Raw genomic sequence first — 24,307 nt, 5'->3', positions numbered from 1 at the left:
GGTGCGCTCCGCGGTGTGCGCGTGCTCGGGCTGGTGCGGCGCGACGCCGGTGTCGACGAGCTCGCGGCCATCGGCATCCACGACGTGGTCTCGACCGAGAAGGACGGCTGGGAGGAGACCGCGGCGGCGGTGCTCGACGGCGGGAGCCCGAAGGCCGCGGTCGACTCGGTGGGCGGCAGCTCGTCGGCCGACCTGCTCGGGCTGCTGGGGGAGGGCGGCACCCTCGTGTCGTTCGGCGCCATGGGGTCGGGCGACCTGCAGATCTCCTCGGGGGCGCTCATCTTCAAGGACGTGACGGTGAAGGGCTTCTGGGGCAGCCGCGTGAGCCGCGACATGGATGCCGCCAAGCGCTCGGCGCTGTTCGGCGAGCTCTTCGAGCGCGTCGGCTCCGGCGAGGTCGAGCTGCCGGTCGAGGCGGTCTTCCCGTTCGACCAGGCCCGCGAGGCCGCGGCCGCCAGCGCCGCCCCGGGCCGCGCAGGCAAGATTCTCCTCCGCTTCTGACCTGGGCCCGCGGGCCGGGCACACGCCCTCTTCTACCACCCGTCGCGGCGGCGGAAGAAGGCGGGCCCGTGGTCGTGCCCGTGACTCGTGAGGGCGTAGAACGCCGGCAGGACGAGGAAGACGACCGACGCGACGAGCGGATGGATGAGCACCCCCGCAGCACCGGCCGCCAGGTAGACCAGGAGACCGACGAGGGCCCTCGGGCGTTCCCGGGCGAAGTACGCGTCGTCGACGTCCTCCTTCGTGAGGTCGGGATGCCGGGCCAGGTAGATGAAGAACACGAGCCAGGACAGCCAGAGCAGGGCGCCCACCAGCGCGTAGAGCGCCGCCGCCACCCTCTGGTCGGCCGCATCCGCCGTTCTCGCGGTCTCGGCGATCACCGCGGTCGGCCAGGGGATCAGCGCGACGGTGCCGAGGATCCCGAGGTTCACCCACTGCAGGCCGACGTCCATCTCGCGGATGCGGGAGAACGCCGCCTTGTGATTCATCCAGATCACGGCCAGGTAGGTGAACGATGCCGCGTATGCCAGGTAGGTCGGCCACTCGCCGAGGAGGCCTGACAGCAGATCACCCGGCTCCGGCGGTGGCGGTCTCAGCTCGAGCGCGAGGAACGTGATCACGATCGCCATGACGGCATCGCTGAAGGCCACCGCGCGCCAGGGGTCGGCGCGGGTGGCCTCGCTCGCGCGCTCGTGGGGGAGGCCTTCGTCGTCCTGTGTCATCGTCTTCACCCGATTCGACCGGCAGACCGAAGGCCCCCCGACGAGTGCGGTCTCGCTCAGCTCGACCGCGGCCCCTTCGCGAACTCCTGCACGATGCGCTCGCAGAACCCGGGGAGGTCGTCGGGTGACCTGCTCGTCGTGAGGCTGCCGTCGGTCACGACGACCTCGTCGACCACCTCGGCACCGGCGTTCCGCAGGTCGGTGCGCACGCTCGGCCACGACGTGAGCCGTCGCCCCCGCACCCGGTCGGCCTCCGCCAGCGTCCAGGGTCCGTGGCAGATGGCGGCCACGGGCTTCCCCGAATCGACGAAGTCGCGCACGAAGGCGACGGCCGTGGCGTCCATGCGGAGCTTGTCCGGATTCACCGTCCCTCCCGGCAGGAGGAGGGCATCGAACTCGTCCGGCGTCACGTCGTAGACGTCCCGGTCGACGGTGAAGCTCCCGGCGTCCTCCAGGTCGTGGTCGCGCGCGGCGATGGATCCGGTCGCGATCGAGACGAGTGCGGTGAACGCCCCGGCGTCGTCCAGAGCCTGCCGCGGCTGCTCGAGCTCCACCCGCTCGACACCGTCGGCGGCCAGGATCGCGACCCGCACTCCTGTCAGTTCCTCGGCCATGTCACACCCCCGCCGCCGCGAGATCGGGATGCAGCACGACTTTCGTCCACCCGTCCTCCCGCTTGTCGAAGTGCTCGTAGGCATCCGGCGCGTCGTCGAGCGACAGCTCGTGGCTGACGATCCACGACGGTGTCGCCTTCTCCGCCGCGATGAGGTCGCGGAGCCTCCGGTTGTAGCGCTTCACCGGGCACTGGCCGCTGCCGAGCGTCTGCCCGCGGAACCAGAACTCCCCGAAGTCGAAGGCGACCTTCCCCTGCTGGGCCAGATCGTCCGGGCCTCCCGGATCCTGCGGCACGAACACGCCCACCACACCGATGCCGCCGGTGAAGCGCACCGACTTCACCAATCGGTTGAGCGTGAGGTCGGGGTCCTCGTTCCCCTGCGGATCGTGCGCCTGGTAGCCGACGCACTCGCAGCCGTTGTCCGCTCCCAGACCCATCGTCAGCTCGGTGACCGCTTCGACCGGATCGACCGCGGAGTCGTCGATGGGGATCGCTCCGATCTCCTCGACCAGACGCAGCCGGTCGGGGTGCCTGTCAACGACCATCACCTTGCTCGCACCCTTGAGGATGGCCGAGTAGGCGGCCATGCAGCCCACGGGCCCTGCGCCGTAGATGACGGTCTGGTCGCCCGGCTGCACATGGGCGAGTTCGGTGGCGTGGTATCCGGTGGGGAAGATGTCGGCGAGCATCACGTAGTCCGCCTGCTTCCCCGCGGCATCCTCGCCGAGCCGCAGACAGTTGAAGTCACCCCACGGCACCCGCAGCAGCTCGGCCTGGCCGCCGGCCCAGGGGCCCATGTCGGCGAAGCCGTAGGCCGCTCCCGCCCACTCGGGTCTCGGCTGTGCCGTCAGGCAGTAGTTCGTGTACCCGCGCTCGCAGTTCTTGCAGTGGCCGCAGGCGACGTTGAAGGGCAGCACGACGTAGTCGCCGACCTTCACCTTGTCGACGCCGGCGCCGACCTCGATGACCTCGCCCAGGTTCTCGTGACCGAACCAGCGCCCGGTCTCGAAGTCGGTCCTGCCCTCGTACATGTGGAGGTCGGAACCGCAGATGTTCGTTGTCGTGATGCGCACGAGCACGTCCGTCGGACTCTCGATGCGGGCATCCGGCACATCGCGCACACTGACCGTGCGCGGGCCGTCGTAGACGACTGCTTTCATGTCCTTCGCCTTTCTGGATGGTTCTCGGTGAGTGGTGTCAGGGCTGGAAGACCGCGCGCACGCAGCCGTCGGTCTTGTCCTTGAACATCGCGTAGCCCTGCGGCCCCTCCTCGAGCGGCATCACGTGGGTCGCGAGGTGCTCGGTGACGAGCTCGTCGCGGGCCATCCGCTCCAGGAGCATCGGGATGTAGCGGTGCCCGTGCTGCTGCGCCGAGCGGAGGATGAGGCCCTTGTTCATGAGCGGCCCCAGCGGGAACTTGTCGACGACACCGCCGAAGACGCCCAGCACGAAGACGCTGCCGCCCTTCCGCGCGGCGAAGATGGCCTCGCGGACGGCCGTGGGTCGGTCGGTCTGCAGGCGCAGCTGCTGCTTGACCTGGTCGAACGCGAAGTCGATCCGGTCGCTGTGCGCCTCCATGCCCACGGCCTCGATGCACACGTCGGGGCCCCGGCCGCCCGTGAGCTCTCGGAGCTCGGGGAGCACCTCGCTCGTCTCGTAGTTCATCGTCTCCGCGCCGATCACCGACTCCACCTGGGAGAGGCGCTCCTGGAAGCGGTCGATGACGATCACGCGTTCGGCGCCCAGGAGGAGGGATGCGCGTGCCGCCATCTGGCCGACGCCGCCGGCGCCCCACACGGCGACCGTGTCGCCCGGCTTGACCCCGCCGAGGTCGGCTCCCATCCAGCCGGTGGGAGCGGCATCCGAGGCGAAGAGCGCCCGCTCGTCGCTGACCCCCTCCGGAACGGAGAAGGCGCCCTGGTCGGCGTACGGCACGCGGATGTACTGGGCGTGACTTCCCGCCCAGCCGCCGAGCGCGTGGGAGTAGCCGTAGCACCCGCCGGGCGCCTGACCCCAGAGCATCTCGGGGATCCCGGCGTTGGGGTTGCCGTTGTCGCAGAGCGAGAACATCTCGTTCCGGCAGTACCAGCACCGGCCGCAGCTGATGAACGAGCACACGACCACCCGGTCGCCGACCTTGTGCTTCGTCACGGCGGACCCGACCTCTACCACCTCCCCGAGGAACTCGTGCCCCAGCACGTCGCCCGCCCGCATGGTCGGCACGTAGCCGCCGAGCAGGTGCAGGTCGGAGCCGCAGGAGGTGGTGAGGATCACCCGCACGATGATGTCCTGAGTATTGAGGATCTCCGGATCGTCGACCTCTTCGACCGCGAGCTCGTTCACTCCGGTCCAGCACAGAGCCTTCACAGCACACCTCCGCCTTTCGCTTCTTCCTCCGCCTTGTCGACCGCGGCCCCGAAGGGCGTCGACGGCCGGTGGCCGTGCGGCCTCGGGATCGCGCGGAGGACCTCACCCGTCTCGAACACCTGCTTCGCGTCGCGCAAGGCGACCCTTATGGCTTTGTCGGGGTCGTCGTCACCGATCAGCGATTTCGCGTCGGCTCCCTCGCGGAGCCGCGCATGCACCTCGAACCCCTTGTCGCCCGGCGCCGGATCCAGCCGGATCTCGAGCACGTCGGCCAGCCGCCCGAGCGGAGCGGGGAAGCCACCCTCCGCCCGTTCGAAGTCGGCCGGGTCGCCCAGCACGGTCACCGCCTTCCAGCCCTCCGGATGCCGGCCGTCGCCGTCGGTGTCGGCCCGTGTCCGCACCAACGTCCTCGCCACCAGTCCCACGGCCACTCCGGCCGCCCCGACGGCGACCGCTGTCTTCACGCCCATGTCTCCTCCTTCGATCCATCCGATCCATGAGGGCGAGACTCGGCCGAGCGACGCCCTCGGTGTGATGGGCGTCAGGCTAGGCACGGCCATCGGATGCCCCGAGGGGATTCACAAACGGCCGCGGACGGAGGACAATCCGCCCGTTCGGTATTAGCTCCGTCTCTTGGCTTGGGGTGGGCAGTGCGCTAGAATTCTGTACATGGCCACTCTCTCCGTCGCAGACGCCCGGGCGAACTTCTCGAAGCTCGTCGAATCGGCCTCGACCACGCACGAGCGCTTCGAAGTCACCCGCAACGGCAGTCGTGCGGCCGTGCTGCTCAGTGCCGACGACTACGACACGATGGTCGAGACGATCGACATCCTGAGCGACGCGCCCACGGTCGAAGCCATCAGGGTCGGTCTCGCCGAGATCGGCTCCGGCGACCTGGTGGACGTCGGCGATGTGCGCGCGGCCATGGTCAAGGCCGGCCGACTGCCCGGATGAGGCGCGACTACGACGTGCGCTTCACCCGCTCGGCGAAGAGGGCGCTGACCGACGACCTGCCCGAGAAGGTGGCCACGGCGGCCTTCGAGTTCATCATGGGCGCATTGCGCGACAATCCGAAGCGGGTCGGCAAGCAGCTGAGCGAGCCGCTCTTCCCGTTGTACTCGGCCCGCCGTGGAGAGTATCGGGTGCTGTACCGGGTGCTCGACGCCCAGGTCATCATCGAGGTCGTCACGATCGTGCACCGGCGCGACGCCTACAAGTGAGCGGCGCCGAGCACGTGTGGGGCATCGCGCGGGCTCGACCTCACGGGCAGACGCGGGCCCGGCGCCCCTCGAATCCCACGACGTCGCCCGGGTGCAGCTGGCGGCCGCGGCGGAACTCGACCTCGCCGTTCACCGTGACGTCGCCGTCGGCGACGGCCTCCTTCACGGTGCCTCCGCTGTCGGAGAGGCCCGCGAACTTCACGAACTGACCGAGGCGGATCATCTCTCCGCCGATGGAGACGTCGTCGATCGGGCCGGGGTTCGTCATGCTGGAATGCTAGCCGTCCGGGCGGATGCGCGGAGACCGCGACCGCCCGCGCGGTACCACTCTGCACAGAAGACGACGATCACCACGGCCTCGATCCACGCGCCGGCGTAGTACATGAGCTGGGCGCCCTCCCGCGCATCCGCGAGGGCGACCGAGGAGGGCGGAGACGCGTACAGGTGCTTCGCGAGGATCCCGTGCGCCGCGGTCGCCAGCACGAGCACGACCGCCACCAGCACCCGTGAGGGCGCGTGCGGGCGCGGGTCGAGGCCGATGACCGCCGCCGTGAACAGGCAGCCCGCCACGAGCACGTGGGCCTGCACGACGAGGTGGAGCAGCGGATCGCCCTGCATCCGCTCGAGGAGAGGGGTCGCGTAGAGCACCCACAGCCCGCCGACGGAGAGCACCGCCGCGGTGACCGGATGCGCGACGAACCGCGCCGGGCGGCTCCGCAGCAGCCGCGAGAGCCGGCGGGCCGGCACCACGTCGAGCGTGCGGAGCGCGAGGGTGACCGGCGCCGCGAGCACGAGCAGCACGGGCGCGAGCATCCCCGCCAGCAGGTGCCCCCACATGTGCGCCACGAAGCTCGCGTGCGCCGCCGCGGCGAGCGGCCCCGCCACGGATGCCGTGCCCAGCGCGACCCCGCATGACCAGAGCACGACGCGGTGGAGCGGCCACGGCCTCCCGCGCCGGCGCGATGCGACGGCGGCCCCGGTGTAGACGACGACCGTGAGGGCCGCGATGAGCACGAGGGTGATCTCGAGCGCGTTCCCGCCACCGTGCACGTGGAGCCCGGCGGCGACAGACGAACTCACGGCACGTCCCGCGCGAGCGTCCTCGCCCTCCTGGTGCGCACCACCAGCACGACGCCCGCCGCGATCATCGCGACCGCCGTGATGTTCCACACCAGGTCGTAGGCGAGCAGATCCTCCACGTACCGGATCTGGTGGATGCCCCACCACTTGTGCTGCACGGTGCCGTCGTAGAGCTGGAACGCTCCCGCCCCGAGGAGCACTCCGCCCGCCCACCGAGCCCCATGCAGCGCACCCCGCCGATGGAGATCCGCCACGAGGAACAGCCCGGCGATCGTGGCGAACCAGCTCAGCGCGTGGAAGAACCCGTCCGAGATCAGCCCGAGCGCGAGCGTGCCCAGATCGTAGAAGTGGTGCCAGTGCAGGAGCTGGTGGAACACGGCCTCGTCGACGAACGCCACGAGCCCCACCCCGAACAGCACGCCCGACCACACGTTCTGGGCCGAGCGCTCGGCACGGGCGCGCCAGCCGGGCCGGGCTGCGCTCGCCGAGGTGGGGGAGGAGTCGGTCATGGGCGTGCGGTCATCGGGGCTGCGCCGGGTTCGTCGGCGTGCCGTGCGACGGCGGGTTGATCGGCGGCCCCGAGGTGGCGGGGCTCACCCCCTGGCCACCGGGCGCCGCGTTGGTCTCGGGGCGGCCGGCCGCACCGCCTCCCGTCGACGGTTCGGCCTCGCCGGATCGCAGCCGCTCGATCCGCCGTTCGAGCACCGTCGTGACCGGCAGGCGGTGGGCGTGCTCGCGCTCGTAGTCGAGGAGCTGCTGCACCTCGTCGGCCCCGAGCGGCGCGATGGCGGCGGGCAGGGCTCCCACGGTGACGTGGTCGTAGTCGGGCAGGGGCAGGTCGGCGTGCTCGGTCATGCGCGGATGCTCCCAGCTCACAGGATCGGGGTTCCGCCGGTCACGGCGATGCGGGCACCGGAGACGTAGCTGCCCTCGTCGGAGGCGAGCAGCACGTAGACGGGGGCGAGCTCGGCGGGCTGCGCCGGGCGGCCGAGAGGCGACTGCTGGCCGAACGACTCCACCTTCTCCTCGGGCATCGTGGCCGGGATGAGCGGGGTCCACACGGGCCCGGGCGCGACGCTGTTGGAGCGGATGCCCTTCTCGGCCAGCAGCTGGGCGAACGAGGCGCTCATGTTCGCGATCGCCGCCTTGGTGGCCGCGTAGGGGAAGAGGGTGGGGGAGGGCATGTCGGAGTTCACCGACGAGCTGCCGATGATCGACCCGCCGGCGGGCATGTGCGGCACGGCCGCCTTGACGAGGTGGAAGTAGGCGCTGAGGTTGATGGCGAGGGTGCGGTCCCACTCCTCGTCCGGCACCTCCTCGAGCGTCGGGTGGTCCATCTGAAACGCGGCGTTGCTGACGAGCACGTCGACCCGCCCGAACTCCTCCACGGTGCTCGCGATGATGTCGCGGCAGTGCGCCGGATCGGCCAGGTCTCCGGAGATCGACAGCGCCTTGCGGCCGGCCTGCTCGACGAGGTCGACGGCCTCGGCCGCATCCTCGTGCTCGTCGAGGTAGGAGATGACCACGTCGGCGCCCTCCCGCGCGAAGGCGATGGCCACGGCCTTGCCGATGCCGCTGTCGCCGCCGGTGATCACGGCGACCTTGCCCTCGAGGCGGCCAGAGCCCACGTAGCTCGTCTCGCCGTGGTCGGGCTTCTCGCGCATCTCCTGCTCGGTGCCGGGCGGGGTCTGCTGCTCTGCCATGGTTCGTCCTCTCGGTCGGCTGCGGATGACGGCGATCGCCGTCGTGCAGGACGCTACGGCCGCCTCCGCCCCATCGCAGGGGGCTTGACACCTGCCGCGGGAACCGGGTGCCTCGCGAGCGCATCGCCCCCGAAGTGTTAAAGCCTTGTTACATCTCCTGATCTCCTGAATAATTCACTGCACTGCGTCATATGCTGACACTGCGATCTACATGGTAAGAATTCAGATCACGCGTCCTGGGATCGGGACGCCCCCGCACGAGGAGAGGAGCCCGAGATGACCGAGACGACCGACACGGCCTTCCGGACGGCCGTCGCCGAGGCCGAGACCACCATCCGCGGCATCGTCGACTTCGTCCACGAGCATCCGGAGCTCGCCCACCGCGAGATCGAGACCTCCCGCTTCCTGGTGGAGACGCTCCGTGACGCGGGCTACGCGGTCACGGAGGGTGTCGCCGGCATGCCGACCGCGTTCCGCGCAGAACTCGGCTTCGGCGCTCCCGGCAACTCCGTCGGGGTCATCGCGGTCTACGACGCGCCCGCCTCGATCGACGACGAGGGCCAGGTGAACCCGATCCACGCCTGCGGCCACGGCCCCCAGGCCGGCGGGGTGCTCGGCGCCGCGCTGGCCCTCGCCGCGGTGAAGGACGAGCTCGCGGGCTCGGTGGTGATCGTGGGCTGCCCGGCTGACGAGATCCACTCGCCGCTCACCCGTGAGCTCGGCAGCGGTAAGGCCCTCACCGCCGCCCGCGGAGTGTGGGACGACATCGACGTCGCCCTCTACCCGCATCCGGAGTTCATCGACACGGTGTGGCCGACCTCGCTGCTGATGCGCCGGGAGACGGCTCGCGTCGTCGGTCGCCGCACGCTCCGCCGCGACGTGGAGTCGGCACCTCTGGTCGCCCTCGCGAACGTCGCGAAGGTCGCCGCCGCCCTCGACCCGGCCACCCTCATCATCGAGAGCGTCACTCTCGACGGCGACGTGGAGGAGTCAGCGGGGATGGTCTTCGAGGCCGCCTTCCTCGTCTTCGCCTGGTCCGAGGCCGAACTCGACTCCCTGGCCGCCGAGCTGCACGAGCTGATCGGCCCGGCGAGCTGGAGCACGACGGCGGAGATCGCCGATGTGAAGCCGGACGCGGGGGTCACGGCGCTCGTCGCCGACGCCTTCGCCGCCGCGGGGCGTGACTTCGTCTCCGATCCGCCGGCCCTCGGCTTCGCCACCGACTTCGGCAACGTCACCCAGGTGACCCGCGCGGCGATCGTGGGAGTCGGGAGCCCCGACGGCTGGCGCTACCACACGAGCCGGGGCGCCGAGGAGTTCGCGGGTCCTGCCGGCCTGGCGAACGCGGTGGCCACCGCCGAGGTCATCGGCCTCTCGGTGATCAGGATCGCCGCCGCCGACCTCTGACCCGGCGCTCCGGACACCCTTCCGCCGGCAGCCCGGGGGCACCCCGCGGCGCACGGCCCACGACCAGCACCTCATGACCAGAACAGACAGGAACAGCACATGACCGACAGCCGACGCCACGCCGAGATCTCGGGCGGGGGCTTCGCGGGCCTCACCACCGCCGCCGCTCTCGCGCAGATGGGGTGGAGCGTGCGGCTGCACGAGCGCGCCCCCGAGCTCCGGGCGGAGGGAGCGGGCATCGTGCTGTGGAACAACAGCCTGCAGGTGCTCGACCGGATCGGCGCGACGCCCGACCTCCAGTCCCGCTCGATGACGCCGCCCGCCTACGAGACGCGCATGAACAACGAGATCCAGTCGCAGGAGGTCCTCGAGGGCATCCGCTGGCGCACGATGACGAGGCCCCACCTGCACGAGACGCTGCTCACCGCGGCGCGCGAGTCGGGCGTCGAGATCGTGGCGGGCTCCGAGGTGGTGGGCGCGACGCCCGACGGCACCATCACGCTGGCCGACGGTGAGACGCTCGACGCCGACCTCGTCGTGGGCGCCGACGGTGTGGGCTCGCCTGTGCGCGACTCCCTCGGCATTCCGCTGAAGCGTGAGCGGTCGCGAGACGGCATCACCCGCTTCCTCGTGCCCCGGCGGAAGGCCGAGCTGCAGGCGCTCGAGCCCGACACCGAGTGGGACAACGTGATCGACTTCTGGAACCTCGACCCGCGGGTGCTGCGTGTGCTCTACACGCCCGCCAACGACGAGGAGCTGTACATCGCGCTGATGTCGCCCTCGGCCGACGCCGACGGATCGCGCGTGCCGATCGACCTCGAGCTCTGGACCTCGGTGTTCCCGCAGCTCGCACCGGTGCTGCAGGATGCCGCGGGCATCCAGGGCCGCTACTACGGCTACCAGACCACGCGGCTCGAGCGCTGGACCGACGGTCACGTGGCCCTCATCGGCGACTCCGCGCACGCGATGTGCCCGGCGCTCGCCCAGGGTGCGGGCACCGCGATGCAGAACGCCTGGACGCTGGCGGTGGCCGCGACCGAGGCCGTGAAGGCGGACGCGGATCTGCCCGGGGCCCTCGTCGAGTGGGAGCGCGTCGAGCGCCCCTACACCGACCTCGCCCAGGACCGCTCCCAGTGGTACGCCGACACCCGCGAGATGGCCAAGGGCAACCAGTTCGTGGGCGAGAGCGTCGAGACCGCCCTCTACAACCCGACCGATCCGCACCGACACGAGGTACACGCATGAGCATCGATTCCATCTACAAGGTCCGCGCCTGGCACTCCTTCGTGCAGGAGACCGTGCACGAGCTCGGCCCCGCGCCCGAGCAGCCGCTCATGAAGGCCGCCGTTGCCGTCGTGTTCGAGAACCCCTTCGCGGGCCGGTGGGTGGAGGACCTCTCGCCCCTCACCGACGCCAGCGCGAGCCTCGGCACCGAGCTCGGCGAGCGCGCCGTCGCCCTGCTGGGCGGACGCCCCGTGGAGAGCTACGGCAAGGGCGGGCTCGTGGGTGTGAACGGCGAGCAGGAGCACATCGTGGCCTGCGTCACGACCGTGTTCGGCAACGCCCTGCGCGACGCCGTCGGAGGCGGCACCGCATGGATCTCCTCGGCGACGAAGGTCGCCGGCACCGGAACGGCGATCGACATCCCGCTCGCCTTCAAGGACGAGGTCTACGTACGCTCGCACTACGACGCCATCACCCTCTCCCTGCCGGATGCGCCGCGGCCCGACGAGATCGTCATCATCGCCGCGGTGGCGACAGGTGGCCGGGTGAACGCCCGTGTGGGCGGCATGACCGTCGCCGACGTTCGGGCCGCCGGCTGAGCGCCGGCAGTGACACCCCCCTATAAAGAGGAGCAGCTGTGACCTATTCGCACACCGCGTACTACGAAGACCAGTCCATCGCGAGCATCCTCGCCGACGTCGCCCGAGCGCATCGCATCCTCGAGCTCGAGGGGCACGGCGACATGTCGATGGGCCACCTCTCGTTCCGCGATCCCTTCGGCCGCGGCCTGTGGCTGAAGCGCGGCAACCTCGCACTCAGCGAGGTCGAGGGCGACGACTTCATCCTGATCGACTTCGACGGCGCCGTGCTCGAGGGCACGGGCCTCCGCCACCTCGAATGGCCCCTGCACGCCGAGATCATGAAGGCGCGACCCGACGTGAACTTCGTCGGCCACTCCCACGCGCACTTCTCGACCGTGCTCGGCGCCTCCGACGAGCAGCTGAAGCCGTACAACAACCACGGCGTGTGGTTCGCCTACGAGGGCGTGCCGCGCTTCGCCGAGACGAGCCACATCATCACGACGGTGCCGCTCGGGGTGGCCGCCGCGGCGGCTCTCGGGAACGCGCAGGCCCTGCTGCTCGCCAACCACGGCGTGGCGTTCGTGGGCGGCACAGTGGCCGAGGTCACCCTCACCGGCATCTTCCTCGAGAAGGCCGCTCGCTTCCAGGTCGACCTCAAGGCGTCGGGGTTCACCCCGATCGAGCCCGACGCCGAGGAGACCAAGGAGAAGTTCGACCGGATCTATCCGGCCAAGGCCCAGCACAACTTCTGGACCTACTTCAACCGTCGTCTCGACCGGGTCGAGACCGCCTTCGGCATCGGCATCTCGCCGATCGGGCTGCCGCCCGGCGTCTGAGCCCCATCATCCGAGCGGGCCCTCCCCGCACGACCACTCCCACCCGTTCCACCTCGCGAAAGAGAGCATCAAGATGAGCAGTCTCCCCACCGTCGCCACCGTCATCGGCTCCGGAACCATGGGCCCCGGCATCGCCGCCGTCCTGGCCCGCGCCGGCTCCACCGTGCGCCTGTACGACATCTCCGAAGACGCGATCGCCCGCGCCGAAGCCGCCTACGGAGTGGTGCAGGGCGTGCTCGAGGCCGTCGGCTCGCCGTCGGCGCCGGGGGGATCCGTCACGTTCGGCACCGACCTCGACGAGGCCGTCGCCGGCACCGAGCTCATCATCGAGGCCGTGCCCGAGAAGCTCGAGCTCAAGCAGAAGGTCCTGGCAGATCTCGAGGCGCGCATCGGCGACGAGGTCATCATCGCCACGAACACCTCCGGCATCCCGATCAGCACGATGGCCGAGTCGATGACGATCCCGGGCCGACTGATCGGCATGCACTGGTCGAACCCGCCCCACCTCATCCCGATGATCGAGATCATCCCGGGCAAGGCCACCGACGAGAAGCTCGTGGGTCAGCTGACCGAGATCGTGAAGGCCTTCAACTACGTGCCCGTGCTCGAGAAGGAGATCCCCGGCTTCGTCGAGAACCGGGTGCTCTACGCCATCCTGCGCGAGTGCATGGCGCTGCTCGAGGAGGGCATCGTGACCCCCGAGGGCCTGGATGCCTGCGTCAAGTGGGGCATCGGCTACAAGCTCTCGGTCGTGGGGCCGACCCGCCTGCTCGACATGGCGGGCCTCGACATCTACCAGGCGGTCTCGAGCTACCTGAACAAGGATCTCGACGTGAGCACCGACACCCCCCAGTTCATCAAGGACAAGATCGCGGCCGGCCAGCTCGGCTTCAAGTCGAACGGCGGCATGTACGAATACGGCGAGGGCGACGTGGATGCCAAGCGCAAGGAGATCATCACGGGCCTGATCGCGGCGCGCAAGACGCTCTCCACCATCCCCAGCGTCTGATGGGCTCGGGCCCCGGTCCCGGCTCCGGCCCCATCTCGGTCGTCGGGATCGGCGACGGACTCTCCCGCACCCGGGGCGCCGCGGTCGACGTGGCGTTCCGGATGCGGGGGAGCGGCCCCGCGGTCGTGCTGCTGCACGGCACCTCGGCCAACCACGCCGTGTGGGAGCCCGTGGGTGACGCGCTCGGGGGGCGGGCCACCGTGATCGCACTCGACCAGCGCGGGCACGGCCGAAGCGACAAGCCGGCGCACGGGTACACCGGCGACGACTTCGTCTCGGACGTCATCACGGTGCTCGATGCCCTCGGCCTCCCGACCGCGCTGGTGGCCGGGCATTCGCTGGGTGGCCGGAACGCGTGGCTCGCGGCGGCCCGGCATCCGGATCGGGTCTCGGGGGCTGTGGTGGTCGACTACACGCCCTTCGTCGAGCCCGCCGTGCTCGACGAGCTCGAGGTGCGGGTGGCCGGCGGCTTCCGCGGCTTCGGCAGCCCGGCCGAGATCGAGCACTACCTGCGCGGACGGTACCGCCTGATCCTGCCCGGCGCCGTCTCCCGGCGGGCCCGTTGGGGCTACCACCGGCAGAGCGACGGCAGCTGGGAGCCGCTCGCCTCCGCCGAGGCGATGACGCAGCTGATCGAAGGCTTCCGCACCCCGTACGCCGACGAGTTCGCGCAGGTGGCCACTCCGATGACCCACCTGCGGGGAAAGCGGAGCACCATTGTGAGCGAGGCCGCGTGGGATCGCGCGGTCGCGCTGCGAGGCGACGACCGCTGGGTCGTCATCGACGAGGCCGACCACTACATCCCCGAGGAACGGCCCGAGCTGGTGGCCGACGAGATCGCCCGTCTGCTGCCCGGTCCCTCATCCAGCACCCCTTGATCTGCCCTCCCTTCCCCACCTGACCGAAAGGAACACCATGGCCCTCTTCATCGACAAGCTCGCCGTCTCGAGCCCCGACATCGCGGATCTCGGGCGCATCCCCGACTCCTTCAGCGCCGACGGCGGCAACGACACCCCCCGCATCGAGCTCTCCGGAGCACCCGAGGGCACCGTCGAGCTGGCCCTCATCCTGAACGACCCGGATGCCCCGCTGCCTAACGGCTTCACCCACTGGGTCGTCTACGGCATCCCCGCCGACGCCACCACGCTCGACCTCTCGGCCCCCGGCGTGCACGTGGCCCCGAACGGTGCGGGCGCGGCGGTCTACTACGGCCCCCAGCCGCCGGCCGGGCACGGAACGCACCACTACTTCTTCCACCTCTACGCCCTGAGCAAGCCCGTCGAGGGCGACCCCTCCCGCGAGGAGTTCCTGGCGCAGTACGCCGACTCGGTGATCGAGACCGCGCGCTTCTCGGGCACGTTCAGCAGCTGACCCCGCCCGCAACAGCTTCGCCCCCTCGCCGACTCCCCGTCGACGAGGGGGCGCTGTGCGTCCGGCCCGAACCCGCCGTCAGTCGTCGTAGAAGGCGGCGAAGGTCTCGGCGATCGCGATGACCGAGGCGTGCACCGGCCCCGCCGTGATCGAGGGGATCACCGACGCGTCGACCACCCGCACGTTGTCGAGGCCGCGGAGCCGCAGGTCGGGTGTCACCGGCGCGTCGTCGTGCGCGCCCATGCTGAGGGTCCCGACGGGGTGGTGGTGGGTGATGGCCGCCTTCGCGATGAAGGCATCGGCCTCGGCGTCGGTCGAGACACCGGCGCCCGGCAGCACCTCTTCCCCGCGCCAGCCGTCGAGACCCGCCGATCCCCCCACGAGCCGGGCGCGCTCCAGAGCGAGCCGGAACATCGAACGGTCGTGCTCCGTGTCGAGGTAGTTCGGATCGATGACGGGCTCGTCGCCGATGTCGGGGCCCGAGATGCGCAGTGCACCCCGGCTGGTGGGGTTGGTCACGCCGAAGAGCAGCGTCCAGCCCTCTCCCGGCGCGATCCCACCGGCCTCGGCGGTGAGGGCCTCGGAGGCGCTCGGGCCCACCACGCAGCCCACCACGATGTCGACGGTGCCGGCCGTCTCGCCGAGGCCGAGTCGCGACTGGTAGGTCATCGACTCGGACAGCTGCAGCCGGGAGGGCGGCACGGGCTGTGCGGCGGAGTACAGGTTGCCGGCGCCGAGCAGATGGTCGTGCAGGTTCGCGCCCACTCCGCGCGATTCGAGGAGCGGCCGCACGCCCGCCTCCTCGAGAACGGTGGGATCGCCGATGCCGGATCGCATGAGCAGCAGCGGATCGCCGATCGACCCGCCGCAGAGGATGACCTCGTCGGCGTGCAGCACCTCGTCCCGCCCCTCGCGCGTGATGGCGACGCCTGTGACCCGACTGCCCTCGATGACCAGGCGGTGCACGGTGACCCCGGTGAGCACGGAGAGGTTCGGCCGGCCGGCGGCGGGGTCGAGGTAGACATCGGAGACGGTCACGCGCTCGCCGTTCCGGATGGTGAGGGAGTTCGGGGTGGCCCCGAGCATCTCGCCGCCGTTGTGGTCGGGGATGCGCGGAACGCCGAGCGCCTCCCACGCGGTGAGGTAGTCCTGCACGAGCGGGCTCGAGAGCCCGGGCCCCGGCAGCATCACCGGCAGGGGGCCGGTGGTGCCGTGGACCACCGGATCGACCGGCCCCGCTCCACCCTCGAAGTTCTCGGAGCGGATGAAGGCGGGAAGAAGTGCCTCCCACGACCAGCGTCGGTCGCCCGTCGCCTCGACCCAGTGGTCGAAATCTGCACGGCATCCGCGCATGTGGGCCATCGCGTGCACGAGGCTCGATCCACCCGGCCCCCGGCCGCGCGCCCACTCGAGCGCGCGGCCGCCCAGCCCCGGCTGCGGCGTGGTGCGATAGGCCCAGTCGTAGGAGCGGCCGTGGATGAAGGGCCAGAGCTCGGGCCGCCGCATCTCGGGGTCGGTCACGCGGGTGCCGGCCTCGAGCACGGTCACCCGGCGGGAGGGGTCGGCGCTGAGGCGGTTCGCGACGACGCTGCCCGCCGATCCGGCGCCGATGATCAGGACGTCGGAGCCCATGTCATGTCCTCTGTGTCTGTGTCTGTGTCTGTGTCGGCGTCTCTGTCGGGAATGCCTCGCGCACCGCCGTCAGTTGCGGGTGTGCCCGGCGTCGACCACGAGGGTCTGCCCCGTGATCCAGCCCGCCTTCTCCGAGGCCAGGAACGCCACGGCCGGCGCGACGTCCTGCGGCAGTCCGCGCCGGTCGATCGCCTGCATGGGCACGACGTACTCGAACCCCGCCTGGTGGGGGCCCGCGAGCACGCCCTCGCTCGCGATGATGCCGGGCGCGACAGCGTTGATCGTGATGCCGAGCGGTCCGAGCTCACCGGCGAGCCCGCGCACGAGCCCGATCGAGGCGCCCTTGGTGGCCACGTAGTGGGCGCAGTCGGGGGTGCCGGCCACGAACGTGTTCGAGGCGATGTTGACGATGCGGCCGTAGCCGGCCTCGCCCATCACCTTCGTGACGGCGTGCGTGGTGAGGTAGATGCCGTCGAGGTTCACCGACATGACCTTGCGCCACTCGGCGAACGAGATGTCCGCCCACGGTGTGAGGGGCACGAGCGCCGCGTTGTTCACGAGCACGTCGATGCGGCCGAACTCGGCCACGATCTCATCGACGACCTCCTGCACGCGCTCCGGGTCGCTCACGTCGAGGGTCTTGGCGACACCGCCGTTGCGCGCGGCCACGGCCTCGGCGCCGGCCGTGTTGACGTCGGTCACGACGACCTTCATGCCGTCGGCGGCGAGCTCGTCGGCGATGGCGGCGCCGATGCCCTGGGCCGCCCCGGTGATGAGGGCTACTCGCTGGTCGGTCTCGGGCATCTCAGTGTCCTCCATAGAACTCGGGCGCGAGCTTCCAGCCGAGATACGGCTCGAGCTCGTGCGAGGGGTAGACGTCGGCGTTCCGCGTGCGGGCCAGGTAGTTGAGTCGGCGGATGGCCTCGACCGACTTGGTGGGGTCGAGGTGGAAGCCCGCGATCCACTCCTTCTCGAGGGTCGTGCGGGTGTAGGCGGCGTCGCCGCAGAACAGCATGCTCTTCTCGTTCGCCAGCTCGACCAGCAGCGAGTAGTGACCGATGGTGTGGCCGGGCGTCTCGAACAGCCAGACGCCCGGAACGATCTCGTAGTCGCCCGAGATGGGCTTGTAGGTGACTTCGGCGTGGTCGAACGAGAGGTCGGAGTAGCCGAGCCGCTCGAACGGCTCGGGCACCTTGGCGTGCCGCAGCTCCTCCTTGTGCACGAGGGTGGTGGCCTTGGTGAGGTGCTTGTTGCCGCCCACATGGTCGAAGTGGAAGTGCGAGTTCACCACGATGTCGACGTCGTCGGGGCTGAAGCCGATCGCGGCGAGCTGGGCCGGGATCGTCTGCTCGGGCGTCTGCAGGGGCAGCTCGAAGGGCAGCACCGCGTTCACGTGGTCGAGGTCGAAGCCCGTGTCGTAGAGGATGAGGGCGTCGGGATGCTCGATCAGCACGCTGTAGACGGGGAACCGAACAGGGTTGCCCGCGTTGATGTGCCAGTGCACATCCGACTCGTCGATCACGAGCGTGCCGCCGTCCAACAGATACACCTTCGGGTCCGGCATGTGCGGCTCGCTTTCGTGATTATCATCTGTCGCTAATTGATGGTCACGTTATGAGAAGAAATTCGACGGTGTCAAGCGATCGGCCCTGAGTTCACACGCCCGAAACACGGGGTGCTGCTCAGCCGGCGCGCACGGCCGGTTCGTCCTCGAACATCGGCATGCCGGTGTAGAAGGCCCAGCGGTAGCAGTGGTCGAGCATCGGGTCGAGGGCGAAGTCGCCCACGCAGGTCGCGTCCTGATAGCGCTCGCCGCTGTCGTCGGTGTAGTGCGCCCGGCAGAGCACGCGCCAGCTCGTGTCGCTCACCGCGGGGTCGTCGATGGGGTGGTCGGAGGGCAGCCAGCACTCCGTCCTCGTGATGGCGTCCGGGTCGACGTCCGACGTGGGCCCGGCGACCTCGGCTAGCGTGGCGAGTGCTTCCGCATCCTGTTCCGACAGCGCAGGACCGGTGCTGCACGAGACGAGCGCAGCGGCGATGACGATGGCGGGCGCGACCGAGAAGGCGGCGCGGGTGATTCGATTCATGGGGTCAACCTCCTCCGGTCATCGTCGACGGGACGTGTTTCAGACGTGTAACAACTGAATTTCAAGCTTGGCATGAACCAATTCTTCTCATATCGTATCGCTACCCCCGCACAATGTAAGAGGATCCCGCACTGCAGCACTCACTGGCCCGGGGGCCCATCACCCCTGAGAGGAAGATCTCGGCAATGAACGGTTTCATCAGCGGCTCCCGCCGCAGCACGGCATCACGCGTGGCGGTCATCACCGTCTCCGGCGCACTCGCCCTCAGTCTCGCAGCCTGCTCGTCGGGCCGTGGCGGCGATTCCGGAACCTCGGAGACCTCGTCCTCGGGCACGACGGAGGTGACCTCGTTCGCGCTGGTCGCCCCCGAGAACGAGAGCGACTTCGGCTACAACCAGGCGGGCATCGAGGCGGCGAACGGAGCGGCCGAGGAGCTCGGCATCGAGGTCACCATCGTTCCCGACGCGGGCTACGACAACATCGAGACCGTGCTCAACCAGGTCGCCGACGGAGGGGCGCAGTTCATCGTCGCCCACGCCTCCGGCTACAACGTGGGGGCCGCGAGCGCGGCGTCGGCCAAGAAGGTGCCGATCCTCATCCAGGACGCCGGTGCGGAGGAGAACGTGCCCGGCCTCATCGCCGCCGCCAAGCCCGAGGGGCAGGAGGGCGGCTACCTCGCCGGGGTCGCCGCGGCGCTGTCGACCACCTCGAAGAAGGTCGGCATGGTGCTCTCGGCCGACAACGCGAACTGGTTCGCCATGTCGTCGGGCTTCGCCGAGGGCGTCTACAGCGTCGATCCCACCGTCCAGGTGCTCTACACCTCCGTCGGCCCGGCGGCCTACGCCGACGCCGCGGGCGGCAAGGTCGCGACCGAGCAGCTGATCGCCTCCGGCGCCGACGTGGTCTTCGGCATGGGCGACGGGGCCACGCACGGCTACCTGCAGGCCATCGACGCGGCCGACGGCGTGAAGTACATCGCCGACATCGGAGACGTCACCCCCGGCCTCAGCGACCCGAGCAAGCTGCTCACGTCGGTGCGCTGGAACTACGAGCCCGCCTACGTGCAGGCCATCAAGGACGTCGACGCCGGCATCTTCGGAACGGTCACCTATCCCGTCGACGTCGAGAACGGCGGCATGTACCTGCAGGAGACCGAGAACATGACCCCGGAGATCACCGCCGCGGTCGAGGAGGCCTCGAAGGGCATCATCGACGGATCGATCGTCCCCACCATCGCGACGTCGGCCGAAGAGGTCGCCGCGGTCATCGCGGCCAAGGGCGCCTGACCCGGACCGATCAGCCCGATCGGGGTCGGTGCCGCTCCCCACGCGGCACCGACCCCTCCACCCGCACCAAGGAGCTCCCGTGACGACAACGGCCACGAGCGAAGTCATCTCGCTGAGAGGCATCACCAAGGCTTTCCCGGGCGTCATCGCCAACGACGACGTGTCGCTCGACATCCTGAGCGGGCAGGTGCACTGCCTCCTCGGGGAGAACGGCGCCGGCAAGTCCACGCTCATCAGCATCCTCGCCGGCATGCAGCAGCCCGACTCCGGCAGCGTCTCGATCGGCGGTTCCGTCGTCGACATCAGCTCGCCGAAGGTCGCCGTCGACCTCGGCATCGGCGTCGTCCACCAGCACTCCACGCTGGTGCCGGCGTTCACCGTGCTCGAGAACCTCATGCTCGGGGAGTCGGGCGTGATGCTCGACAAGAAGCGCGCCACCGAGCGACTCGGCGAGCTCGCCGATCTGCTCGGCGTGGAGATCGACCCGCACGCGCTGACGGCCGACCTCGGTCTCGGTCAGCAGCAGCAGGTCGAGATCGCGAAGGCGATGTGGAAGGGCAGCCGGCTGCTCGTGCTCGACGAGCCCACCTCCATGCTCACCCCCCAGGCGATCGAGCATCTCGGTGAGAGCATCGAGCGGGTCAAGGAGCGGGGCCTCGCCGTGGTGCTCATCACGCACAAGCTGCGCGAGGCCTACGCCATGGGCGACTGCGTGACCATCCTCCGCGCCGGACGCAACGTGGGCCACATCTCCGTCGAGGAGCTCGCGGCCTACAGCGAGCAGCAGGCCCAGGATGCGATCCTCGCGGCGATGTTCGGCGACGACCTGGCTGCGGGCGGCGGCGCGGACGCCGTCTCGGACCTCGAGGAGGCGGCCGAGCTCGCGGGAGCCACCGCGGCCACCCGCGAGATCCCGGCCATCGACTTCGACAGCCGGCCCGTGCGGCTCGAGCTGCGCGACGTCTCGAGCAAGGGCGGCGGCCGCGACATCGAGGCCGAGGGTGTGTCGCTCACCGTGCGCGAGGGCGAGATCCTCGGGATCGCGGGCATCGACGGACACGGCCAGGGCGCGCTCTCCGAGCTCGTCGCCGGTCAGCGGTCCGCGTCATCCGGGACCGTGCTCTTCGACGGCGACGACATCACCCGCACCGGGGTGCGGAGCCGTCAGCAGCTCGGCGTGCGCTACGTCACCGACGACAGACTGCACGAGGGCACCGTGGGCTCCATGTCCGTGGCCCTCAACCTCGTGATCAAGCGCATCGGCCAGGCGCCGTTCTGGCGGTTCGGTCGCATCCAGCCCAAGGCCGTCGACACCGAGGCCGTGCGGCTGATCGACGAGTACGGCATCCGGACCCCGTCGCCGGCGACCAGGGCGGGCACGCTCTCGGGCGGCAACATCCAGAAGATCCTGCTCGCCCGCGAGCTCACGAACGGGGCACGACTGGTGGTGGTCAACAAGCCCACCTACGGGCTCGACCTCAAGACCGTGCATCTCGTGCGCGAGCTCCTGATCGACTTCGCCGCGGGCGGGGGATCGGTGCTCCTGCTCTCGACCGACCTGGACGAGCTGATCGAGCTCTCGCACCGCATCGAGGTGATCTCGCGCGGCCGGCTGGTGGGCGGGGTCGTGAACGACGGCGTGGGAACCGCCGAGAAGGTGGGCCACTACATGACTGGCGCGATCGAAGGCACCGACTGATGACGATTCCGAACGAGACCACCACGGCCCAGCGCTTCGCGACGGGATTCGTGCGATCGGTCGTGCCGGTGCTCCTGGCCCTGATCGTGGCGGGCCTCATCATGCTCGCCATGGGCAGCAGCCCGCTCGACTTCTTCGCCGGGGTGTGGAAGTACGGCATCACCGGCACCAACTGGCAGCGCAGCCTCTCGCTCATGGCGCCGCTCGTGATCGTGGCGGTGGGCCTGATCGTGGCCTTCCGCGGGCAGCTCTGGAACCTTGGCTACAACGGGCAGTACCTGCTCGGAGCCGTCGTGGCCTCGGGGCTCGGGCCGATCCTCTACGGCGTCATGCCGGCGTTCCTCGCGACGATCGTCGTGTTCATCGTCGCGGTGCTCGTGGGTGCGGTGTGGTCGCTCATCCCGGCCATCCTGAAGGCGCGCTACGGCACGAACGAGATCATCACCTCGCTCGTGATGTCGTTCATCGCCGTGGGTGTCGTGAACCTCCTCATCAAGGGCGTCTTCAAGGATCCGGGCACCTCCACCCCGCAGACGGCCGTCATCTCGGACGACGACCTGCTGCCCTACATCCCGGGCACCGAGATCCACATCGGCTTCATCATCGCCATCGTGCTCGCCGTGGTGGCCCAGTACGTGCTGAGCCGCACCTCGTTCGGCCTGAGGGTCGACATCTTCGGGGCGAGCCCGAAGGCCGCGCGCCACGTGGGCCTCAACTCGACCTGGATGGTCATCCTGCTGTTCGCCCTGTCGAGCGGACTGATCGCCCTCGCGGGCTCGGTCGACATCCTCGGGCAGTTCGCCTACCAGCGGGCCGACTGGGATCCGCGCTACGGCGACGCCGTGATGCCGCTCGTGTTCCTCGCGCGCTTCCGGCCGGTGGCCGCGATCCCGTTCGTGGCCTTCTACGCCGTGCTCGCCACCGGCGGCACCCTGGCCGCCCAGCAGGCGGGGCTGAACGTCGACTTCCTGCTCGTGATCGTGGGACTCATCCTGCTGTTCATGACGGTCACCGAGTACATCGGAGAGCGCAGACGGCTCGGCCAGAGCTACCTCCCCCCAGGGCTCCGGCGAACCGTCCTGCAGCCCTTCCGCAAGGCAACGGAAAGGACCTCGGCATGAGCGACATGCTGACCGCAGCCTTCGTCACGGTGTTCATCGCCACCGTCATCTCCCAGGCCATGCCGCTCATGCTCGCCGCCGTCGGCGAGACCATCGGCGAGCAGGCCGGCGTGCTGAACCTCGGCATCGAGGGCGTCATGCTGATCGGCGCCTACACCGGGTTCGTGGTGACGCTCACCACGGGCGACTTCTGGATCGGCATGCTCGCCGGTGCGGTCGGCGGGATCGTCGCCAACCTCGCCATGCTCGTGCTCAACGTGTGGCTCGGCCTCAACCAGATCGTCATCGGACTGGCCGTGACGCTCATCGGCGAGGGCATCACGAGCGTGCTCTACCTGCAGAACTACACGACGTCGCCGACGAGCCTCGGCGCGCAGCCGAAGCTCGCGATCCCCGGCCTCGGCGACATCCCGGTGATCGGCCCGTCGCTATTCCAGCAGTCGGGCATCTTCTGGGTCTGCATCATCCTCATCCTGGGGCTCGCGTTCGGGCTCGCCCGCACCAACTGGGGTCTCTCGACGCGTTCGGCGGGGCAGAAGCCCTCGTCGCTGGACGCGGCCGGCGGCAACGTGATGCGCACGCGGTCGATCGCCGTGCTCTTGAGCGGCGCGCTCGTGGGGCTCGGCGGCGCCTATCTCGCGCTGCTCACCACGGCCACCTTCAGCCCCATGCTCACCAACGGTCTCGGCTTCATCGCGATCGTCATCACGATGCTCTCGCGAGGTCGCATCCTCGTCGTCATGATCACGTCGCTCGTCTACGGCCTGGCCGTGGCGATCGGGCCCGCGCTGCAGGTGATCGGGTTCACGGTGCCGGCCGACATCATCAAGATGCTGCCGTTCATCATCGTGATCGTGATGCTGATCGTGTTCGCCCGGAGTTCAGTGGTACCACCGGCCCTCGGCACGCCCTACACGCGCGGTGCACGATGACGAGCGCGGAAGTGCGACACCTGTGGTGCTGCGGCACATTAGTATCGAGCGGAGCCCACCATGACTGACGAGAATCCGACCTCCTCCACGTCGGCCGCGGAGTCCGTCGCCCCCGAGCCGCAGCGCACGAAGGGCGTCGACAGCGCACGCCGAGCCCTGCAGATCCTGCTCGAGTTCAGTGAGAGCACCCCCGAGATCACCGTCGACCAGGTGCTCGAGAAGCACGACATCTCGGTGCCGAGCGCCTATCGCTACATCTCGCTGCTGCGCGAGCTCGACCTCATCGAGGAGCGCGAGAAGGGGCGGTTCGTGCTGTCGCCGCAGATCCTCCGGCTGTCGCGGGCGGCCGAGACCGTGATCGACTTCCGCGCCCAGGTGCAGCCGATCCTCGACCGCATGTCGGCCGAGACGGGGGAGACGGCGCTGTACCTGCGCCGGGTGAACGACTCGGCCGTCTGTCTCGCCATCGCCGAGTCCGACCACCCGATCTCCATCTCGTTCCAGCCCGGCAACCTCATGCCGGTCTACGGCGGAGCGGCCGCGAAGCTGCTGCTGAGCGAGCTGAGCGCGGCGAAGCTCGCGCAGTACTTCAACCGGCTCGGTCCGGCCCTGTCGAAGCAGGCGAAGAAGCAGCTCGAGAGCGACCTCGACGCCCTGCGCTCCACGGGCTACGCCGAGAGCGCCGGCGAGGTCGACCGCGGTGTCTGGGCCAGCGCGGCGAGCGTGCACACCGGAGGCATCTCGGTGGGGGCTCTCACCATCGTGGCTCCGGACTACCGCCTCACCGACGAGCACAAGGCGCAGATCGCCGAGGCGGTGCGCTCCGGAGCCCAGCAGTTCCGCGAGGCGGTCGAGCAGCGCGCCTGAGCCCGGGCCCCTAGGCGGCCCGGTCACGCGGGCGTAGCGTGAAGCT

The 24,307-nt window shown here is 69.9% G+C and carries 29 protein-coding genes; 15 read left to right on the top strand and 14 right to left on the bottom strand.

The window, feature by feature from the left end:
• On the top strand, nt 1-501 hold a 501-nt coding region (locus Q0D57_RS02205), incomplete at its 5' end, for a zinc-binding dehydrogenase (RefSeq protein WP_291037408.1).
• Nucleotides 502-533: 32 nt separating this feature from the next.
• Here Q0D57_RS02205 and Q0D57_RS02200 read toward each other — a convergent pair.
• The 5 genes from Q0D57_RS02200 to Q0D57_RS02180 are packed head-to-tail and all read right to left on the bottom strand — an operon-like array spanning nt 534 to nt 4,676.
• Nucleotides 534-1,223 (bottom strand): TMEM175 family protein, encoded by a 690-nt coding sequence (locus tag Q0D57_RS02200; protein ID WP_291037405.1) that lies wholly within the window; start codon nt 1,221-1,223, stop codon nt 534-536.
• 56 nt (nt 1,224-1,279) lie between these two features.
• Complete coding sequence (locus Q0D57_RS02195; protein WP_291037403.1) at nt 1,280-1,837, bottom strand: type 1 glutamine amidotransferase domain-containing protein; 558 nt, start codon at nt 1,835-1,837, stop codon at nt 1,280-1,282.
• Between the two features lies 1 nt (nt 1,838).
• Nucleotides 1,839-2,999, bottom strand: coding sequence for a glutathione-independent formaldehyde dehydrogenase (locus Q0D57_RS02190; protein ID WP_291037400.1), 1,161 nt, complete (start codon nt 2,997-2,999; stop codon nt 1,839-1,841).
• A 37-nt stretch (nt 3,000-3,036) separates the two neighbouring features.
• Entirely contained in the window at nt 3,037-4,206 is a 1,170-nt protein-coding gene (locus Q0D57_RS02185) for a zinc-dependent alcohol dehydrogenase (RefSeq protein ID WP_291037397.1), read from the bottom strand.
• Entirely contained in the window at nt 4,203-4,676 is a 474-nt protein-coding gene (locus Q0D57_RS02180; RefSeq protein WP_291037394.1) for a hypothetical protein, read from the bottom strand. The genes Q0D57_RS02185 and Q0D57_RS02180 overlap by 4 nt, the downstream gene beginning before the upstream one ends.
• A 199-nt stretch (nt 4,677-4,875) precedes the next feature.
• Here Q0D57_RS02180 and Q0D57_RS02175 point away from each other — a divergent pair, with 199 nt between their 5' ends.
• Both Q0D57_RS02175 and Q0D57_RS02170 read left to right on the top strand, forming a co-directional pair.
• Entirely contained in the window at nt 4,876-5,160 is a 285-nt protein-coding gene (locus tag Q0D57_RS02175; RefSeq protein ID WP_291037391.1) for a type II toxin-antitoxin system Phd/YefM family antitoxin, read from the top strand.
• Nucleotides 5,157-5,426 (top strand): type II toxin-antitoxin system RelE/ParE family toxin, encoded by a 270-nt coding sequence (locus Q0D57_RS02170; protein ID WP_291037388.1) that lies wholly within the window; start codon nt 5,157-5,159, stop codon nt 5,424-5,426. The genes Q0D57_RS02175 and Q0D57_RS02170 overlap by 4 nt, the downstream gene beginning before the upstream one ends.
• 40 nt (nt 5,427-5,466) lie before the next feature.
• On the opposite strand, the gene Q0D57_RS02165 is transcribed toward Q0D57_RS02170, so the two are convergent.
• The 5 genes from Q0D57_RS02165 to Q0D57_RS02145 are packed head-to-tail and all read right to left on the bottom strand — an operon-like array spanning nt 5,467 to nt 8,209.
• Entirely contained in the window at nt 5,467-5,694 is a 228-nt protein-coding gene (locus Q0D57_RS02165) for an RNA-binding S4 domain-containing protein (RefSeq protein WP_291037385.1), read from the bottom strand.
• Nucleotides 5,691-6,506, bottom strand: coding sequence for a cytochrome c oxidase assembly protein (locus Q0D57_RS02160; protein WP_291037382.1), 816 nt, complete (start codon nt 6,504-6,506; stop codon nt 5,691-5,693). Before Q0D57_RS02160 ends, Q0D57_RS02165 begins: the two co-directional genes overlap by 4 nt.
• On the bottom strand, nt 6,503-7,015 hold the full coding sequence (locus Q0D57_RS02155; protein ID WP_291037379.1) for a DUF2243 domain-containing protein: 513 nt from the start codon (nt 7,013-7,015) through the stop codon (nt 6,503-6,505). The genes Q0D57_RS02160 and Q0D57_RS02155 overlap by 4 nt, the downstream gene beginning before the upstream one ends.
• Before the next feature lie 10 nt (nt 7,016-7,025).
• Nucleotides 7,026-7,361, bottom strand: coding sequence for a hypothetical protein (locus Q0D57_RS02150; RefSeq protein WP_291037376.1), 336 nt, complete (start codon nt 7,359-7,361; stop codon nt 7,026-7,028).
• Nucleotides 7,362-7,378: 17 nt separating this feature from the next.
• The gene (locus Q0D57_RS02145) at nt 7,379-8,209 is read right to left on the bottom strand and encodes an SDR family oxidoreductase (protein ID WP_291037372.1); all 831 of its coding nucleotides are present in this window, start codon (nt 8,207-8,209) and stop codon (nt 7,379-7,381) included.
• Nucleotides 8,210-8,485: 276 nt separating this feature from the next.
• Between Q0D57_RS02145 and Q0D57_RS02140 the strand changes: the two genes are divergently transcribed.
• The 7 genes from Q0D57_RS02140 to Q0D57_RS02110 all read left to right on the top strand — a co-directional run bounded on the left by Q0D57_RS02140 (nt 8,486) and on the right by Q0D57_RS02110 (nt 14,637).
• Entirely contained in the window at nt 8,486-9,616 is a 1,131-nt protein-coding gene (locus Q0D57_RS02140; RefSeq protein ID WP_291037369.1) for a M20/M25/M40 family metallo-hydrolase, read from the top strand.
• A 99-nt stretch (nt 9,617-9,715) separates the two neighbouring features.
• The gene (locus Q0D57_RS02135) at nt 9,716-10,861 is read left to right on the top strand and encodes an NAD(P)/FAD-dependent oxidoreductase (RefSeq protein ID WP_291037366.1); all 1,146 of its coding nucleotides are present in this window, start codon (nt 9,716-9,718) and stop codon (nt 10,859-10,861) included.
• A complete protein-coding gene (locus Q0D57_RS02130) occupies nt 10,858-11,439 on the top strand; it encodes an amino acid synthesis family protein (RefSeq protein WP_291037364.1) in 582 nt (193 codons plus the stop codon). Before Q0D57_RS02135 ends, Q0D57_RS02130 begins: the two co-directional genes overlap by 4 nt.
• Before the next feature lie 38 nt (nt 11,440-11,477).
• Complete coding sequence (locus Q0D57_RS02125) at nt 11,478-12,257, top strand: class II aldolase/adducin family protein (protein WP_291037363.1); 780 nt, start codon at nt 11,478-11,480, stop codon at nt 12,255-12,257.
• Between the two features lie 73 nt (nt 12,258-12,330).
• On the top strand, nt 12,331-13,266 hold the full coding sequence (locus Q0D57_RS02120; protein ID WP_291037362.1) for a 3-hydroxyacyl-CoA dehydrogenase NAD-binding domain-containing protein: 936 nt from the start codon (nt 12,331-12,333) through the stop codon (nt 13,264-13,266).
• The gene (locus Q0D57_RS02115; RefSeq protein ID WP_291037360.1) at nt 13,266-14,144 is read left to right on the top strand and encodes an alpha/beta hydrolase; all 879 of its coding nucleotides are present in this window, start codon (nt 13,266-13,268) and stop codon (nt 14,142-14,144) included. Before Q0D57_RS02120 ends, Q0D57_RS02115 begins: the two co-directional genes overlap by 1 nt.
• Before the next feature lie 37 nt (nt 14,145-14,181).
• On the top strand, nt 14,182-14,637 hold the full coding sequence (locus Q0D57_RS02110; protein WP_291037357.1) for a YbhB/YbcL family Raf kinase inhibitor-like protein: 456 nt from the start codon (nt 14,182-14,184) through the stop codon (nt 14,635-14,637).
• 78 nt (nt 14,638-14,715) lie between these two features.
• Here Q0D57_RS02110 and Q0D57_RS02105 read toward each other — a convergent pair whose 3' ends face one another.
• The 4 genes from Q0D57_RS02105 to Q0D57_RS02090 all read right to left on the bottom strand — a co-directional run bounded on the left by Q0D57_RS02105 (nt 14,716) and on the right by Q0D57_RS02090 (nt 18,356).
• Nucleotides 14,716-16,269, bottom strand: coding sequence for a GMC family oxidoreductase N-terminal domain-containing protein (locus Q0D57_RS02105; protein ID WP_291037350.1), 1,554 nt, complete (start codon nt 16,267-16,269; stop codon nt 14,716-14,718).
• A 69-nt stretch (nt 16,270-16,338) separates the two neighbouring features.
• The gene (locus Q0D57_RS02100; protein WP_291037347.1) at nt 16,339-17,073 is read right to left on the bottom strand and encodes an SDR family NAD(P)-dependent oxidoreductase; all 735 of its coding nucleotides are present in this window, start codon (nt 17,071-17,073) and stop codon (nt 16,339-16,341) included.
• A gap of 1 nt (nt 17,074) precedes the next feature.
• The gene (locus tag Q0D57_RS02095) at nt 17,075-17,833 is read right to left on the bottom strand and encodes an N-acyl homoserine lactonase family protein (protein WP_291037344.1); all 759 of its coding nucleotides are present in this window, start codon (nt 17,831-17,833) and stop codon (nt 17,075-17,077) included.
• Between the two features lie 118 nt (nt 17,834-17,951).
• Nucleotides 17,952-18,356: a hypothetical protein gene (locus Q0D57_RS02090; RefSeq protein ID WP_291037341.1), complete on the bottom strand. Its 405-nt coding sequence runs from the start codon at nt 18,354-18,356 to the stop codon at nt 17,952-17,954.
• A gap of 185 nt (nt 18,357-18,541) precedes the next feature.
• Between Q0D57_RS02090 and Q0D57_RS02085 the strand changes: the two genes are divergently transcribed.
• The 5 genes from Q0D57_RS02085 to Q0D57_RS02065 all read left to right on the top strand — a co-directional run bounded on the left by Q0D57_RS02085 (nt 18,542) and on the right by Q0D57_RS02065 (nt 24,261).
• Nucleotides 18,542-19,642 carry a BMP family ABC transporter substrate-binding protein gene (locus Q0D57_RS02085; RefSeq protein WP_291037337.1) on the top strand — a complete coding sequence of 367 codons (1,101 nt, stop codon included), beginning with the start codon at nt 18,542-18,544 and terminating at the stop codon, nt 19,640-19,642.
• Nucleotides 19,643-19,721: 79 nt separating this feature from the next.
• The gene (locus Q0D57_RS02080) at nt 19,722-21,341 is read left to right on the top strand and encodes an ABC transporter ATP-binding protein (RefSeq protein ID WP_291037334.1); all 1,620 of its coding nucleotides are present in this window, start codon (nt 19,722-19,724) and stop codon (nt 21,339-21,341) included.
• Nucleotides 21,341-22,462, top strand: a complete 1,122-nt coding sequence (locus Q0D57_RS02075; RefSeq protein ID WP_291037331.1) for an ABC transporter permease — start codon at nt 21,341-21,343, stop codon at nt 22,460-22,462. The genes Q0D57_RS02080 and Q0D57_RS02075 overlap by 1 nt, the downstream gene beginning before the upstream one ends.
• Nucleotides 22,459-23,394, top strand: coding sequence for an ABC transporter permease (locus Q0D57_RS02070; protein WP_291037328.1), 936 nt, complete (start codon nt 22,459-22,461; stop codon nt 23,392-23,394). The genes Q0D57_RS02075 and Q0D57_RS02070 overlap by 4 nt, the downstream gene beginning before the upstream one ends.
• Nucleotides 23,395-23,454: 60 nt before the next feature.
• Nucleotides 23,455-24,261, top strand: coding sequence for an IclR family transcriptional regulator (locus tag Q0D57_RS02065; protein WP_291037324.1), 807 nt, complete (start codon nt 23,455-23,457; stop codon nt 24,259-24,261).
• Nucleotides 24,262-24,307 lie beyond the last annotated feature (46 nt).

The organism is Herbiconiux sp., assembly GCF_023264895.1.
Lineage (GTDB): Bacteria > Actinomycetota > Actinomycetes > Actinomycetales > Microbacteriaceae > Herbiconiux.
The sequence above is the reverse complement of the archived record's forward strand: the minus strand, read 5'-3'. Positions and strand labels throughout refer to the sequence as shown.